The sequence below is a fragment of the Kribbella sp. CA-253562 genome (genome assembly GCF_050942265.1).
GTDB lineage: Bacteria > Actinomycetota > Actinomycetes > Propionibacteriales > Kribbellaceae > Kribbella.
This window is the reverse complement of record NZ_CP192049.1, coordinates 2,211,876-2,226,684: the sequence shown is the minus strand read 5'-3', so window position 1 is coordinate 2,226,684 and position 14,809 is coordinate 2,211,876. Positions and strand designations below refer to the sequence as shown.

At 70.2% G+C, this 14,809-nt stretch carries 11 protein-coding genes; 3 read left to right on the top strand and 8 right to left on the bottom strand.

The window, feature by feature from the left end; translation table 11 throughout:
• Nucleotides 1-21 precede the first annotated feature (21 nt).
• The 5 genes from ACQPXM_RS10870 to ACQPXM_RS10850 are packed head-to-tail and all read right to left on the bottom strand — an operon-like array spanning nucleotide 22 to nucleotide 6,401.
• On the bottom strand, nucleotides 22-1,770 hold the full coding sequence (locus tag ACQPXM_RS10870) for a beta-galactosidase (RefSeq protein WP_432947418.1): 1,749 nt from the start codon (nucleotides 1,768-1,770) through the stop codon (nucleotides 22-24).
• 29 nt (nucleotides 1,771-1,799) lie between these two features.
• Nucleotides 1,800-3,152 carry an ABC transporter substrate-binding protein gene (locus ACQPXM_RS10865; protein ID WP_432947416.1) on the bottom strand — a complete coding sequence of 451 codons (1,353 nt, stop codon included), beginning with the start codon at nucleotides 3,150-3,152 and terminating at the stop codon, nucleotides 1,800-1,802.
• A gap of 44 nt (nucleotides 3,153-3,196) precedes the next feature.
• Nucleotides 3,197-4,621: a ricin-type beta-trefoil lectin domain protein gene (locus tag ACQPXM_RS10860; protein ID WP_432947414.1), complete on the bottom strand. Its 1,425-nt coding sequence runs from the start codon at nucleotides 4,619-4,621 to the stop codon at nucleotides 3,197-3,199.
• A gap of 11 nt (nucleotides 4,622-4,632) precedes the next feature.
• Complete coding sequence (locus ACQPXM_RS10855; RefSeq protein ID WP_432947412.1) at nucleotides 4,633-5,499, bottom strand: carbohydrate ABC transporter permease; 867 nt, start codon at nucleotides 5,497-5,499, stop codon at nucleotides 4,633-4,635.
• Complete coding sequence (locus ACQPXM_RS10850) at nucleotides 5,496-6,401, bottom strand: carbohydrate ABC transporter permease (RefSeq protein ID WP_432947410.1); 906 nt, start codon at nucleotides 6,399-6,401, stop codon at nucleotides 5,496-5,498. Before ACQPXM_RS10850 ends, ACQPXM_RS10855 begins: the two co-directional genes overlap by 4 nt.
• Nucleotides 6,402-6,533: 132 nt before the next feature.
• Here ACQPXM_RS10850 and ACQPXM_RS10845 point away from each other — a divergent pair, with 132 nt between their 5' ends.
• A complete protein-coding gene (locus ACQPXM_RS10845) occupies nucleotides 6,534-7,568 on the top strand; it encodes a LacI family DNA-binding transcriptional regulator (RefSeq protein WP_432947408.1) in 1,035 nt (344 codons plus the stop codon).
• A 66-nt stretch (nucleotides 7,569-7,634) separates the two neighbouring features.
• On the opposite strand, the gene ACQPXM_RS10840 is transcribed toward ACQPXM_RS10845, so the two are convergent.
• Nucleotides 7,635-8,834, bottom strand: a complete 1,200-nt coding sequence (locus ACQPXM_RS10840) for a neutral zinc metallopeptidase (RefSeq protein ID WP_432947406.1) — start codon at nucleotides 8,832-8,834, stop codon at nucleotides 7,635-7,637.
• Nucleotides 8,835-9,077: 243 nt separating this feature from the next.
• Nucleotides 9,078-9,599 (bottom strand): RDD family protein, encoded by a 522-nt coding sequence (locus ACQPXM_RS10835; protein WP_432947404.1) that lies wholly within the window; start codon nucleotides 9,597-9,599, stop codon nucleotides 9,078-9,080.
• Nucleotides 9,600-9,749: 150 nt separating this feature from the next.
• Between ACQPXM_RS10835 and ACQPXM_RS10830 the strand changes: the two genes are divergently transcribed.
• Both ACQPXM_RS10830 and ACQPXM_RS10825 read left to right on the top strand, forming a co-directional pair.
• A complete protein-coding gene (locus tag ACQPXM_RS10830) occupies nucleotides 9,750-13,016 on the top strand; it encodes a BTAD domain-containing putative transcriptional regulator (RefSeq protein ID WP_432947402.1) in 3,267 nt (1,088 codons plus the stop codon).
• Nucleotides 13,017-13,144: 128 nt separating this feature from the next.
• Nucleotides 13,145-14,155, top strand: coding sequence for a Vms1/Ankzf1 family peptidyl-tRNA hydrolase (locus tag ACQPXM_RS10825; RefSeq protein WP_432947400.1), 1,011 nt, complete (start codon nucleotides 13,145-13,147; stop codon nucleotides 14,153-14,155).
• Between the two features lie 56 nt (nucleotides 14,156-14,211).
• Here the strand turns inward: ACQPXM_RS10825 and ACQPXM_RS10820 are convergent, their stop codons facing one another.
• Nucleotides 14,212-14,748, bottom strand: a complete 537-nt coding sequence (locus ACQPXM_RS10820) for a hypothetical protein (RefSeq protein ID WP_432947398.1) — start codon at nucleotides 14,746-14,748, stop codon at nucleotides 14,212-14,214.
• Between the last annotated feature and the right edge of the window lie 61 nt (nucleotides 14,749-14,809).

Genomic DNA, 14,809 nt, shown 5'->3' with positions numbered 1-14,809 from the left:
GCCGCCGGAGACCGGACGACCTCAGTCTTCGACCGGCCCCAACGCGAGGTCGGAGACGAAGTGTGCGGTCGGGTCGGCCAGGGTTTCCAGCTCGAGGACGACCAGCTCGTTGTCGCCGGTGCGGATGAGTGGCGCGGGCACGTAGAGCGTGTGTTGCGGGCCGCGGTGCCAGTAGCGGCCCAGGCAGAAGCCGTTCACCCAGGCGATTCCCTTGCCCCAGGCATCGGTTCTGAGGAAGTGGTCGACCGGCTGGCCGGCCGGGAAGGACGCGCGCCAGGCGGTCGGGCCGATGCCGGCTCGGACGTCCACCGTCGCACGGTCCCACACCGTCGGTACGGCGTCCAGGTCGACCGAACATGCTGACCAGTCGCTGAGCGGCTCCTCGCCGAGCCGGATCTCACCGATCAGGCCCTTGACCTCGCCGATGCGCGGGCCGTAGTTCACCCGGCCCTGGTCCTCGACCACGATCTCCAGCCGGCCGCGACCCCGCGGGAGCATCAGCGCGCGGTCCCGCCGATCCCGTTCCAGTACGCCGACCGGGTCGCCGTCGAGAAAGACCAGCGCCCGGTCGCGCACCTCGCCGACGCTCAGCAGCGCCGGCCCGTCGTGATCGATCTCGGTCCGGAACAATGCCAGCCGCGCCCCGAGCTCGTCGAGGGTCGGCATCTCCGCGTGCCAACTCGGCGAACCCCAGGCGCTGGGATCCGTCAGCAGCCGGACCGGCTCACCCAACGGCACGCTGAACACCGGTGCCGCTGCCGACGGGACAGCCGACCCCTCCGTCGGCACCTCCGTGTAGCGCGACAGCACCTCACGGAACGCGTCGAACTTGGCAGTCGGCCGGCCGGCCTCGTCCAGCGGCGCGTCGTAGTCGTACGACGTGACCGTCGGCCGGAACACGCCCTTGTCGTCCGCGCCGCTGGTGAGACCGAAGTTCGTGCCGCCGTGGAACATGTAGATGTTCACCGACGCCCCCGCCGCGAGCAGCGCGTCCAGCTCCCGCGCGGCGTCCTCGACGCTGGTCGTGTGGTGCGGCCCACCCCAGTGGTCGAACCACCCGTCCCAGAACTCCATGCACATCATCGGTCCGGTCGGCTGGTGTTCCCGCAGGGTCGCCAGCCGCTCGGCACTGCGAGAACCGAACGACCCCGTCCGCAGTACGCCGTCCAGCCCGCCCGCGGCCAGCATCGGCCCGGTCGGCTGGTCGACGGTGACCAGCGGCACGGTGATCCCGGCCTTGCGGATCATCCCGGCCACGGCGTCCAGGTACTCGGGATCGTTGCCGAAGGCACCATATTCGTTCTCGACCTGGACCAGCAGCACCGGACCGCCCTGGTCGACCTGGAGCGGCCGGACGATCCCGAGCACGTCCTCGAGATACCGCTCGACCGCCGCCAGGAACCGCTTCTCGTGCCGGCGGACTCCCACGCCCGGCTCCTGGAAGAGCCAGGCGGGAAGGCCTCCGTTGTCCCACTCCGCGCAGATGTACGGTCCGGGCCGCACGATCGCGTACAGTCCGGCCGCCGCGACCTGCTCCAGGAACCGGCCCAGATCGAGCCTGCCGGTGGTGTCGAACTCGCCCCGGCGCGGGCTGTGCGCGTTCCACGGCACGTAGGTCTCGATGGTGTTGAGCCCCATCAGGCGCGCCTTGCCGATCCGGTCCGCCCAGAGGTCGGGATGCACCCGGAAGTAGTGCAAGGCCCCGGACAGGATCCGGAACGGCTCGCCGTCGAGCAGGAAATCGGACTCACCGATCGCGAAGTCGGACATGACTCTCTTTCTGCCGGAAAGGACCGGCGTCAGCCGTTGGTCTGGAAGCCCTGCTGGTTGCCGTAGGTCACCAGCGCGTCCTGCCACGCCTTGAGGCCCGGATCGAGGTCGGTCTTGGCCTGGTAGGACTTGCCGACGGTGTCGCCGAAGATGCTGTTGGCGTACAGCTGGAAGGGCAGGTAGCTCCAGTCCTTGACCACCGTGCCGGCCGCTGCGGTGAGCACCTGGTTGGCCGCCTGGCCACCGAAGTACGGGCTCTTCTTGTCGACGAACGCCGGATCCTTGAGGTCGGCCACCGTCGACGGGAAGCCACCGCTGGCCAGGAACGGCTTGACGCCCTCGTCGTGGTTGAGCCAGCGGACGAAGGCCGCCGCCAGCGCCGGGTTCGCGCTCTGCTTGAGCACCGACTGGGCGCTGCCGCCGTTCTCCGCGGTGGCCGGCTGGCCGTCGTACGTCGGCAGCGGGGCGACCCGCCACTTGCCCGCGCCGGCCTTCACCGACGACTCCAGTACGCCGGGCATCCAGGCGCCGATCGGCAGCGTCGCGATGGTGCCGTCACCGAGCGCCTTGAACCACTCGTCGGACCAGCCCGGGATGCTCGCCACCAGGCCGCCGGTGACCAGCTGGTTCCAGACCCCGGTCCACTTCTTGGTGCCCTCGTCGGCCAGGTTGATGGTGACGTTCTTGCCGTCGGTCTTGAAGGGCTTGCCGCCGGCCTGCCAGATCATGCTGGTGGCGAAGCCCGCGTCACCGGTGTCGTTGGTGATGTACTTCTTCGGGTCGGCCTGGTGCAGCTTCTTGCCGGCCGCTACGAACTCGTCCCAGGTCTTCGGCACGGTCAGGCCGTACTTGTCGAAGACCTCCTTGTTGTAGAACAGCGCCATCGGTCCGGAGTCCTGCGGCAGCCCGAACAGGCCGTCGCCGGCGTGCACCGCGCCCCAGGTGGAGGCGGTGTAGGCGGACTCGAGGCTGTCGAAGCCGTACTCGCGCAGGTCGACCAGCGAACCCGGCAGGGCGAACTGGGGCAGCGCCTGGTACTCGATCTGGGCGACGTCGGGCGCACCCGAGCCGGCCTTGATCACGTTCTGCAGCTTGGTGTAGTGGTCGTTGCCGGTTCCGGCGTTGACGTAGTTCACCTTGACGTTCGGGTACTGCTTCTCGAACGCCTTCACCTGCGCCTCGGCGGACGGCGTCCAGCTCCAGTAGGTGATGGTGCCGCCCTTGGCCAGGGCTTCGTCGACCGCGGCGGCCGATCCCTGCGGCTGGCTGCTGCTGTCGGCCTGGTCCGATCCGCCGCAGGCGGCCAGCACGAGCGACGCGGCGGTGACGGCCGCGGTGGCGAACAGAAGCCGCCTCGCGCTGCGCCGATGAGTGCTCTTCATTGCGGTGTTCCTCTCGTTGTTCGACTTCTTCTGCGCGTTCATCGCTACGAGCGCGTCCACTGCTGGTTCGTCTCGCCGTTGCAGAACCACACGTCCACCGGCGTCCCGTTGCCCGTGCCGGCGCCGGCGGCGTCGAGGCAGAGCTCGGGGTGGGCGACGCTGCTGACGGACAGGTCGTCGTGCAACTGCCAGGCCTGGTTGGCTGCGCCGGTGCAGTCGGTGATGATCGCCGGGCTGCCCGCGCTCGCGCCGTCGCCGCCGATGGTCAGGCACTTCGTGCCGTACACGGTCAGCTGCTGGTCAGCGGTCAGGTTCCACGACTGGTTGCCGCCGCCGTTGCAGTCCCACAGGTCGAGGGCGGTCCCGTTGGCCGTCGAGAACCCCGGTACGTCGACGCAGCGGCCGCTCGCCACTCCGCGCAGTACCTCACCGGGCGGCGCCGGCGGCAGGTCGTTCACCGGTTCCTCCGCGAGCAGTCCCCAGCCCCACTGCAGCTGCGCCAGACCGGACTCGCTGTTGACCTCGAGGTCCTGCTCACCGACCAGCGTAGTCATCGAGTAGGCGTCGCCGGTCCGCAGGCCGGGCCAGTAGACGACCCCCATGCCGAGCTCCCGCGCGGTCTGGGTGAGGGCGCCGAAGTACGACGTGTAGACGTTGCCCTCGTGGTTGCCGTAGTTCAGGCCGGTCGTCATCGGCGCACCGGCCTCGTCGATGATCGTGCGCGCGCCGTACTCACCGATCCGCGGCCGCAGGTTGGCCAGCCACTCGGCCTCGGTGGTGGCGTCGTCCCAGAATCCGTAGAAGTGCAGCGACAGCAGCGTGCCCTTGAGCTCGCGGGCCGCGCCGACGCCGGTGACGTTGTCGTTGTAGCCGGTGCCCGAGATCACGACCCGGCCGCGCGGGACGTCGCGATGGTTCGCCAGCCAGGACGAGGTGAGCGAGACCCACTCGTCGAGCGAGTAGCCGAACGGCTCGTTCATCGGCTCGAAGTAGACCCGCGGATTCGTCCGGTACGCCGCGACGGCGGTGTTCCACATCGCGTCGAAGGCGGCCTGGTCGTCCACCCGGCCGTCCTTGGCGTCGTTGGCCTCCCAGTAGCTGAGGATCACCTTGAACCCCTGCCGGGTGGCCGCGTCGATCGCACCCCGGTACGACGTCCACCAGGTGGTGCCGACGCTGGAGGGGTTGATCGGCATCCGGATGGTGTTCGCGCCCAGCTCGTGGCGGAACTCGCCGACGATGCCGGTGGCACGGCGGTACGTCGTCGCGTAGTCGTCGGCGGTGCTCAGCCCGCTCGGCACGACCTCGTCGGCGGCGTAGTTGTCGCGGGGGTCCGCCCAGTTGACGCCGCGGAACTCGCTGGTGTTCTTCGGCGTGGTCACGGCGGGTGAGGCGGTGGCGGGGACGGCCAGTGCCGCGGTCACCAGGACCACCGCGGCGACGGCGATCCGCCGGGCTGCTGTTCTCATGAGCTTCCCTTTCACTGCTTGACGCTGCCTGCGGTCAGGCCGGACTGCCAGAACCGCTGGAGAAGGAGGAAGGCGACGACGAGGGGCACGATGGTCAGCAACGACCCCGTGATCACCAGGTTGTAGATCGGACGGGCCCCGACGCCGGTCGCCTGGTTGCTCCACTGGGTGAGCCCGACGGTGAGCGGGTAGAGAATCGGCTTGCTGAGCATGATCAGCGGCAGGAAGTAGTTGTTCCAGGTCGACACCACCGCGAACAGCAGCACCGTGACGATGCCCGGGGCCAGCAGTCGCAGCGCGACGGTGAAGAAGATCCGGACCTCGCCGGCCCCGTCGATCCGGGCCGCTTCGAGCAGGTCGCCGGGAATGGCCTCGCCGGCGTAGACCCACATCAGGTACAGGCCGAACGGGCTGATCAGCGACGGGATGATGATCGCCCAGACCGTGTTGGTCAGCCCGAGGTCGGAGAACATCAGGAACGTCGGTACGGCCAGCGCCGTCCCGGGCACGGCGACCGCGCCCAGCAGCACGGCGAACACGATCCGCCGGCCGGCGAACTTGTACTTCGCCAGGCCGTAGCCGGCCGCGGTCGCCAGCAGCGTCGCTCCACCGGCGCCGACCACGACGTACAGCAGGGTGTTGCCCAGCCAGCGGACGAAGATGCCGCCGTCGTAGGTGAGCGTGTCCTTGATGTTGCCGAACAGCGCGAAGCGGTCACCGAACCACAGGCCTGGACTGTCGAGCAGGTCGGCCTGGGTTTTCGTTGCGCTGAGCAACAACCAGAGCAGCGGGACCAGCGTGTAGACCAGGTAGAGCAGCATCATGCCGGTGAGCAGCGGCGAACGCCGGGGCCGCAGCGGCGAGGTCGTCGTACTCACAGTGCCTCCCGCGAACCACGCAGCTGGACGACGTACGCGATCACGGCCGTGAACAGGCCCATCACCAGCGCGACCGTCGCGGAGTAGTTGAACTGCTGACCCGCGAAGGACAGGTTGTAGGCGTACATGTTGGGCGTGTAGTAGGTGGTGATCACGTTGGGCGCGAGCGTGCGCAGGATGTTCGGCTCGTTGAACAGCTGGAAACTGCCGATGATCGAGAAGATGGTGGCGATCACGATCGCGCCGCGCAGCGCCGGCAGCTTGACCGCGAGCACGGTGCGCCAGGTCCCGGCACCGTCGATCGCGGCCGCCTCGTACAGCTCCTCGGGCACGGTGCGCAGGGCCGAGTAGAAGATCAGCATGTTGTAGCCCACGAACTCCCAGGTGACGATGTTCGCGATCGACGGCAGCATCCAGTGCTGACTGAGCGGCTGGATCGCGCTGGTGTTGAACAGGTCGTTGAGATCGGCCGCGAGGCCGAAGTTGGTGCCGTACAGGTAGCCCCAGAGCAGAACCGCGACGACGCCCGGTACGGCGTACGGCAGGAAGATCACGATCCGGAAGAAGCCCGACGCGTGCAGCCGGGCGCTGTCGATCGCGAGCGCGGCCAGCAGGGCGAGCACGAGCATCACCGGCACCTGGACCACCAGGAACAGCGCGACCCGCCCGAACGACTCCCAGAACTTGGCGTCCCGCAGCACGTCGGCGTAGTTGGCCAGCCCGACGAACGTGGTGCCGCCGAAAAACGCCTGCTCGCGGAACAGGCTGAGATAGATCGCGTACCCGATCGGCGCCAGGAAGGTCAGCGCGAACACCGCCAGGAACGGGCCGACGAAGATCCAGCCCTTGGTGTCGCGGTGCAGCCAGGCGCGCCGGGAGCGCAGAGTTACGGAGTCGGCCATCGACGTGCCGCCCTCCTTCTGGGTCGATCGACGCGCCGGAACACGTCGATGTTGACGTCAACATGAATCGCCGTGACGCTAGCGTGTTTACGTCAACATGTCTATGGTTCAGTTCTGACCCGAGGAGAGTGGATGACAGCGGAGGAGATCCCCGTCCGGCGCCGGCGCGGGGCGTCGATGGCTGACGTCGCCCGGGTGGCCGGAGTGTCCGGCCAGACCGTGTCCCGGGTCGCGAACGGCCGGAGCAACGTCGACGAGGCGACCCGCGACCGGGTGCTCGCCGCGATGCGCGAGGTCGGTTACCGGCCCAACAGCGCGGCCCGGGCGCTGCGCAACGGCCAGTTCCGCAGCATCGGCGTGATCGTCTTCGAGCTGTCCAGCTTCGGCAACACCCGCACCCTGGACGCGATCGCGACCGCCGCCACCACCAGCGGGTACGCCGTGAACCTGCTGCCGGTGCTGGACGCGACGCAAGGCGCGGTGTCGACCGCGTTCACCCGGCTCGGCGAGCAGGCCGTCGACGGCGTGATCATCCTGATCGAGGCCCACCAGCTCGACGAGGCCGAGGTGATGCTGCCCGACGGTCTTCCCGTGGTCGTCGTCGATTCCAGTGCCCACTACGACTACCCGATCGTCGACACCGACCAGGCCCAGGGCGCCCGGCTGGCGACCGAGCATCTGCTCGACCTCGGCCACTCGACCGTTTGGCATCTCAGCGGGCCGCCGTCGTCGTTCGCCGCCGATCGCCGGCTCCGTTCCTGGCAGCAGACCCTGACCGACCGCGGCTGCCCCGTGCCTCCCGTGCTCGTCGGCGACTGGTCACCCCGCTCCGGCTATGAAACCGGCCTCGAACTGGCCGACAACCCCGACGTCACCGCGGTCTTCGCCGCCAACGACCACATGGCCCTCGGGCTGCTCCGCGCCCTGCACGAGAAGGGCCGCTCGATCCCCGGCGACCTCAGCATCGTCGGCTTCGACGACACCGCCGAGTCCGCCCACTTCTGGCCGCCGCTGACCACCGTCCGGCAGTCCTTCGCCGAGGTCGGCCGCCGCAGCGTCGACGCCCTGATCCGCGAGATCCAGGCCGGCGAACACCACCACGACCCGGTCGCCGTCCCCACCGAACTCGTCGTCCGCAACAGCACCGCACCACCGCGCAAGAAGTAGCCGTCAGCAACGATCGGAGGGCTGCCGACCAGAAGTCGGCAGCCCTCGGCGTGGGTCAGGCGAGACTCAGCCCGCGTCGGGGGCGATGAGCTCGGGGAGTTTCTGCTCGAAGAGCCGGCTGAAGGTCAGGCTCGTCAGGATGGTCCCCTGCGGACGGGCGGCGTCGGCGATCTGGGTGCCCCACAGGGAACTGGCCAGGCGCTGGTTGCGGGTGCCGTGGTGGGCGATGTCGTCGAACTTGCAGTCGCCCAACTGGGCGAAGGACTCGACGAACTGGTTGATCCGCTTGGTCTGCAGCGCCGAGCCGCGGGCGTGGTGCAGGTAGTAGCCGGCGAAGGCGTCGGCCATCAGTTCGAGCCTCCGCGCGGCCTCCGGCGCCGGGAGTGTGGTGGCAGTCAGGTCGAGTTCGTACTGAATGTGGTGGCCGAACTCGTGCGCGACGATCGCCTCCGGCGCGACGTCGTCCAGACCGACCGCCCGGTAGCCGGCCAGCACGCCGTCGCCCATCAGGATCTTGTCCGGGACCGGCCCGACGCCGGGGAACGGCACGCCGCGGTTGGTGTAGGCGAACGCGTTGAAGCTGAACGCCGGGTGGTTGCCGTAGTCGAACTGCGGCTGGTTGGCCAGTTGCCTGATCACGACGGAGAAGCTGGTCGCGGTGGCCGCGTCGAAGCCGAACACCTGGTGGAAGAACCGGAAGAGCCGGGCCTGGTCGACCAGCATCGAGCCGCGCAGCGGGGTGAGTTGGATGTCATCGGACCGGATGTCCCAGAACCGCTGGAGGTCACCGAAGCTGCGCGTGATCGCGGTGGTGTACTCCCCGTTGGCGCCGAAGACGAGCGGTCCGGCAGGCTGCGGAAACAGCACGGCGTCGAGAACGTGCGGGGAGAAGAAGGCGATGGCTGCGGCGGTACCGTGATCCGCCGCGGTCCAGGAGGACTTCGTGGATTCCAGCCAGTCCCGCACCGGGCTCGTCGGCGAGCACTCGTAATCGGCGGGATTGATGGCCTCACCGCCCAGTGCGTCTTCGTCCAGCCCGAGACGTTCCAGTACGGCGTGAACGCGGGCGTCCATGTCCGCCGGAAGCAAGGCCTTGAGCTGGGCAAGCAGCGCGTCGTTCTCCTCCGCGCTCAGCCGGCCCGGCGCCGTCGTCTGCACCGCCGTGCCGGCCGCCGCCGGGACCGCGGCCTGGCTGGGGAGAGCGGCCAACCCGGCAGCCAGACCGAGCGTGGCCACGGCCACCGGCCAAGCGAGCAACTTCTTCATGCGGACTCCTGGTGACTGTCGGGCCGTCGGCCGGAGGCGGAGGCGGTCTGATGGAGTCATCATCCGCCTGCGCCCAGCCCGCGGCCCCCGCCGGCAACTGTCAGAAACCGGCATGACGGAAACCTGACGCCGCCGGGCGGTACCCCGTACGACGTCAGCCCGCCGACGAGCCGGCGGTCTCCGCCTTTCGACTGGGCGAGCGAAAAATGCCGTACGCCGGCGCAGGTGAATTGGCGGAAGATTTCAGGAATTCGAGCGGAATTCGTTCGCCGCTGCTTCGGCCTCCCACAGCCGGCGGGTGGCGTCGACGTCCAGGCTGGCTCTGCGCAGGTCCCCGGGCGGTAGATTGCCGAACATCGAGGCCACCAGGATCGGTAGCAGCAGAACCCGGACCAGCATGGCCCACGGCGCCCAGAAGCCGAGCCGGCCACCGTCCTTCACCCGGACCAGCCGCGTACCGGTCAGCAGCGCGCCGAGCGCCCGGCCGTTGCCGTAGAACATCCCGTAGACAAGGGGAATCCCGACGATCAGCCCGATGAGGGCGAGCCCGGCGACCCCCGCATCGATGCTGCCCTGGCTCTCCGTCACCAACAGGGCCGCCGTTGCGCCCACCAGAGCGAGCAGGAACACCAGGAAGTCGACGATCCAGGCCGCCACCAGCGCTCCCGGTGTGGGCCGCACGTAGCGTCGCCCGTCACCGAGTGGCTCGATCCGCCGGGCGAGCTCCGGTCCGATCACGTCGATCGGGTCCACAAACCTGTTCATGGGCGGAAAACTACCGCTCGGCGAGGGCCGTCAACAAATACCGGGTACGGGCGGAAGTACGGGCAGAAGAATGACAGCGACAATCCCTACACTGCGCATTTCCCGTCGAATCCGGTCCGGTAGCCCCCTGGAGCCCGTAAGGTACCGAGCGTGTCCGGACGGCCGTGGGACGACCCACCGCGGAACCGTCACGTCCAGCGACCGGCCGGCCGGTTCGGCGAGGTCCTACGGTCACATCGCCGGTACGCCGGACTGACGCAGCGCGAGCTGGCGGAGCGGGCCGGGCTGAGTGCGGCGGCGATTCGTGACCTCGAGCAAGGGCGCACCAAGAGCCCGAAGCCGGAGTCGATCCAGGTCATCGCGGCCGCGCTGGCGCTGACCCCGGCCGACGCGCAACTCCTGCACGCCGCGGCCGAAGGGCATCGATCCGCCACCGTCGCATCGGCAGCGCCGGCCGGACCGCTTCGGATCGGCATCCTCGGTCCGATCGAGGTCTGGCACGGAGACGTCGCGGTGCCCGTCAACTCGGCGCCGCAACGCGCCTTGCTGGCCCGCCTGGCCCTCGGCCTGGGGACGGCGGTCAGCCAGGACGAACTCGTCGACCTCCTGTGGCCGGCGAAGGCACCGCCCAACGCCGTCAATCTGCTGCAGACGCGCATCGCCCGGCTGCGGCGACTGCTGGAGCCGGGAAGCTCCACCGGCGTGGTTGTCGGCACCCGAGCGGGCTACAAGCTGGACGCCGATGCGGAGGCCGTCGATGCCTGGAGGTTCCGCGACCTCGTCGCCCAGGCCGCCGTCGCCGAACCAGCGGCGGCGTTCGAGCAGCTCTCCGACGCCGTTGCCCTGTGGCGCGGCGACACGGACGTGGAGACGCTGGCGGCCGATCCCCTCTACATCGCGATTGCCAACGAACACGCCGACGCGGTCCGGACCCTCGCCCAGCTCGCCCGCGCCGTCGGCCGGCCCGAACTGGCCCTGACCCCGCTGCGGGAACTGGCGGCCCGGCACGAGCTCGACGAGCCGCTGCACCTCGAACTGATCCAGACCCTCGCCGCGGCCGACCGGCAGGCCGAGGCGCTCACGGCGTACGACCGGATCCGCGCCGCGCTCGCCGACCAACTGGGCATCGATCCCGGCGAGCGGCTGCGCGCCGTCCAACTCGACGTGCTGCGCCGGCAGAGCGGGTCGCCGGGGCGGGCCACCCAGGCGGTCATCCAGCAAGCGCCGTCGGCCCCTCCGGACTTCGTCGGCCGAAAGGAGGAGCTGGCAACGATCTGTACGGCGCTGCGACGCCCCGGCGCACTGTCTTCGCGCGTCGTGCTCGTCAACGGCATCGCCGGGGTCGGCAAGACCGCCCTGGCCCTGGTCGCGGCCCACCAACTCCGCGCGGAGTACCCCGACGGACAGCTGTACGCCGATCTGCGCGGCAGCGACGCGACGATCCCCGCGCCGCTGCAGGTGCTCGGCCGTTTCCTCCGCGCTCTGGGGGTGTCCAGCCGGCGGATCGGCACCGACGAGGCCGAAGCGACCGCGTTGCTGCGCAGCGAGCTCGCCGATCGACGGATGCTGATCCTGCTCGACAACGCGCAGGACGCCGCCCAGGTCCGGCCACTGCTGCCCGGAGCGGGACGCAGCGACGTGATCGTGACGAGTCGGCGCCGGCTGCCGGACCTGGAGACGGCGGACGTCATCAATCTCGAGCCGCTGCCCCGCGACGACGCCGTCCGGCTGATCACCGCCACCGCCAGAACGCTCGACGCCGACACCGACGGAGTCCAGGAACTGGCGGAGGCGTGCGCCCGGCTTCCGCTCGCGCTGCGCATCGCCGGCGCGCGACTCGCCACCCGGCAGGAGTGGACGGTCGCCGACCTGGCCCGGCGCCTCGACGACAGCAACCGGCGACTCACCGAGCTCAGCCTGGGTGAGTCCAGCGTGCTCAACAGCTTCCAGCTCAGCTACGCCGATCTGGGCGCGGAGGCCCAGCGCGCGTTCCGGTTGTGCAGCCTGCACCCCGGCGACGACTTCAGCGCCGACAGCACCGGAGTCCTGCTCGGGATGCCAACGGCAGCGGCCGAGCGCGTCCTGGAGGACCTGCTCGAGGCGAACATGCTGATGCAGCACACCAAGAACCGCTACCGGTTCCACGACCTGCTCGGCCTGTACGCCCGCCGGCTGCTCGCGGAGGACGCCGAAGCCGACGCCGCGCGGACCCGCCTGTGCACCTGGTACGCCGAGGCGGTGACGGCCGCGATCGACTGGATCTACCCGCACCTCGTGCGGCTCGGTTCCCATCCCGCGCGGGAGAAGTTCTTCGCCTCGCACGCGACCGCCCTCGACTGGCTGGACGACGAACTGCACGCCCTGCTGGCGGTCGTACAGGACACAGCGCAGTCCGGTGACCGGCACCTGGCCTGGCAGATCGCCGACCAGCTGCGCGGCTACTTCCTGACCCGCCGCAACGCCGACGGCTGGCTTCCGGCGGCCGAGGCCGGGACGGCGGCCGCGGCGGCGGCCGGCGACGACGTCGCCCGCGTCGCGATGCTGATCAACCGCGGGCAGGCGTTGTGGGCCGCCCGCCGCGACGACGACGCGATGGCCGACTGCCTCACCGGTCATGCGCTCGCGGTGGCCGTCGGCTGGACCACCGCCGCCGCCTACACCGCCCACCAGGCCGGATGGCTGCACGTCGAACGCGGCACGCTGCACGAGGCCGGCCTGTGGATGCGCCGTGCTCTCGAGCTGACCGAGGACGACCAGCACAGTCACGTGCGAGCCGTCGCGCTCAACGGTCTGGGCATGACCCGCCTGTACGAGGGCGAACTGCGCGAGGCCGCCGACCTGCTCGCCGCCTCGGTGGCGATCGACGCGACCGGCCGCGAGGTGTCCGCGCTGATCACCCGCGGCAATCTGGCCAGCGCGCTGAGGCAACTGGGCGAGGTCGACCGCGCGGCCGAGCTGCTCCGCGACGTCCTGGAGGCCTACCGGCGGCGGTCGCACCCGCGGGGCGAGCTGTCCACGCTGGACGAGCTGGCCCGGCTGCACATCCAGGACGGCGACGCCGCCACGGCCGTCGGACTAGGCCTGCGCGCCAACGAACTCGCGACCGCCGTTCATGACCGCAAGGCACAGGCCCAGACTGCCGCGACCGTGGCACAGGCCTACCTCGCATCCGGCGACACCGCCGCCGCGCTCGCCCGCGGCGAGCAGTGTCTCGCGATCGCGCGCGGCATCTACCCGTACATCGAAGCCGAGGCCCTGCTCGTCCTGGCCACGGCCCGGCACCGGATCGGCGACACGGCATCCGCGGTCGAGGCGGCCGAGCAGGCGGCGGAGATCAGCGCCGCCTTCGGCTTCGGGCTGCTCGAGGCCGAGGCCGATCAGCACCTGCGTGACCGAGCCTCCGCCGGGCGCCGCTGAGGGCCCTCGGAGCGCCCCGCGGAGGGGTGTTTTCGAGGACGTTCGCTGGGTACCCGGCGGCTATGGATGCCAGCAGACTGAGCAACGTGTTTCAGGCCGACGGACCGTTCGCGACAGTGACTCTGGACGTGAGCCACGACAGTGAGTCGGGGGCGCACGAGCACGAACTGCGGGTCCGGGCGGCGGGCGAGCAGCTTGCCGAGCAAGGCGCCGACGACGCTGTCGTCGAGGTCGTGACCGCGCGGCTGAGCGAGCCGGCCGACGAGCCCGCGCCGGTGACGCGGACCGTCGTGGCGAACACCGGCGGAGTGGTCTTCGACGAGCTCGTGCACGAGCGGATCGACCAGCCGGTGGTGCACTGGGGTCCGTTGCCGGACCTGTCGCGCTGGGTCGAGTCGGCGGAGCGGAACATCCGGTTCGTGCTGGCGCTGGTCGACCACGAAGGCGGTGACGTCGCCGTGTACCAGTCCGACGTACCGGAGCCGGAGAGCGAGACCTCGGCCGGCGGCGAGACGACGCACGTGCACAAGGTGCCGGTCGGAGGATGGTCGGCGCTGCGCTATCAGCACGAGACCGAGAACGTCTGGAGCCGGAACGCCGATGCGGTGGCCGACGAGATCGACCGCGTGATCACCTCCGGCGTCCGGCTGGTGCTGCTGGCCGGTGACCCCCGGTCGGTGGCCCAGGTGGAGGAGCGGCTGAAGAACGAGCGGGCCACCGTCGTCCGGCTGGAGAGCGGAGGCCGGGCCGAGGACGGCGGCGACGAGGCGCAGCAACAGGCGATCCGCGAGGCACTGCTGGAATACACGGTGGCTCGTCGGCTCGAACTCCACCATCAGCTGAAGGATCGTCTCGGCCAGGGTTCCGCCGTGGCGACCGGAGCAGGCGACATCGCCGACGCGTTCGTCAAGGGTCAGGTCGACACCCTTCTGCTCGACCCGGGCGCCGCACGCGAGGTCGAGCTTCTCGTCCGCGATCACCCCGGCTTCGACGTGGGCGCTGTACCGGAAGACCAGCCGCTGCCCGCTGACCAGGCGCTGGTCGCCGCGGCGGCCCGCACCGGCGCGAACGTCGTCGTGATGCCGCGCGCTTCGCTGGGCGGTGCACCCGCCGCGGCGCTGCTGCGCTGGAACGACTGACAGCCCTCAGAACCAAGCGAGTCCTCGCCGGCCCGGCCGGCGAGGACTCGCTCGTTTCACCGCCCGAACCGAAGCCAGCGCCGGAGGAAGGCACGCATCCTGCCGATCAGCCCGTCCGCGGTGTGGCGCGGCGGGCGGAGCTGGACGTCGTGCCGCACGGTGACCGGGCGCGGCTCGGCCTCGCGGGATCGCCGTTGGCCAGGACGCGCGGCCGGTCGGCGGCGAGTGCTTCCCAGCCGCGCGTACGCCGTACTGCGGCGGGGGCGGACCTCGCGCGGTGTCGTGCTCTGGTCGGCGGTCAAACCGTAGTGATGCGCCAGCCGGGCGAGCTCGGACTCCGAGAGCGCTCCGTCGACCTCGATCTGCGGCGCCTGCTTGATCAGGGCCTTCTCGACCTTGAGGTGTACGCCGTCCTCGGACACCCGGGCTCCGGTCAGCGGCACGAGCGCGTACTGAGCGCCCGTGATGCCGCGGGCCACCGTCGCCCAGGCGATCTCGCCGGACGGCGTGCAGCTGTGCAACGTCACGATCGGCCCGATCCGCGCTCCCGAGACGTCGTACGCCGTTCGGCCCAGCACCCGTTCGATCGTCATCGCCGTCGACCCCGTTCTCTTCGACCGTCGCGTGCCGGTACCCTGCGTGATCGATCAGAAA

Coding starts and splice junctions, on each gene's coding strand:
- ACQPXM_RS10870 (WP_432947418.1), bottom strand. CDS start 1,770: ATGTCCGACTTCGCGATCGGTGAGTCCGATTTCCTGCTCGACGGCGAG.
- ACQPXM_RS10865 (WP_432947416.1), bottom strand. CDS start 3,152: ATGAAGAGCACTCATCGGCGCAGCGCGAGGCGGCTTCTGTTCGCCACC.
- ACQPXM_RS10860 (WP_432947414.1), bottom strand. CDS start 4,621: ATGAGAACAGCAGCCCGGCGGATCGCCGTCGCCGCGGTGGTCCTGGTG.
- ACQPXM_RS10850 (WP_432947410.1), bottom strand. CDS start 6,401: ATGGCCGACTCCGTAACTCTGCGCTCCCGGCGCGCCTGGCTGCACCGC.
- ACQPXM_RS10845 (WP_432947408.1), top strand. CDS start 6,534: ATGACAGCGGAGGAGATCCCCGTCCGGCGCCGGCGCGGGGCGTCGATG.
- ACQPXM_RS10840 (WP_432947406.1), bottom strand. CDS start 8,834: ATGAAGAAGTTGCTCGCTTGGCCGGTGGCCGTGGCCACGCTCGGTCTG.
- ACQPXM_RS10835 (WP_432947404.1), bottom strand. CDS start 9,599: ATGAACAGGTTTGTGGACCCGATCGACGTGATCGGACCGGAGCTCGCC.
- ACQPXM_RS10820 (WP_432947398.1), bottom strand. CDS start 14,748: ATGACGATCGAACGGGTGCTGGGCCGAACGGCGTACGACGTCTCGGGA.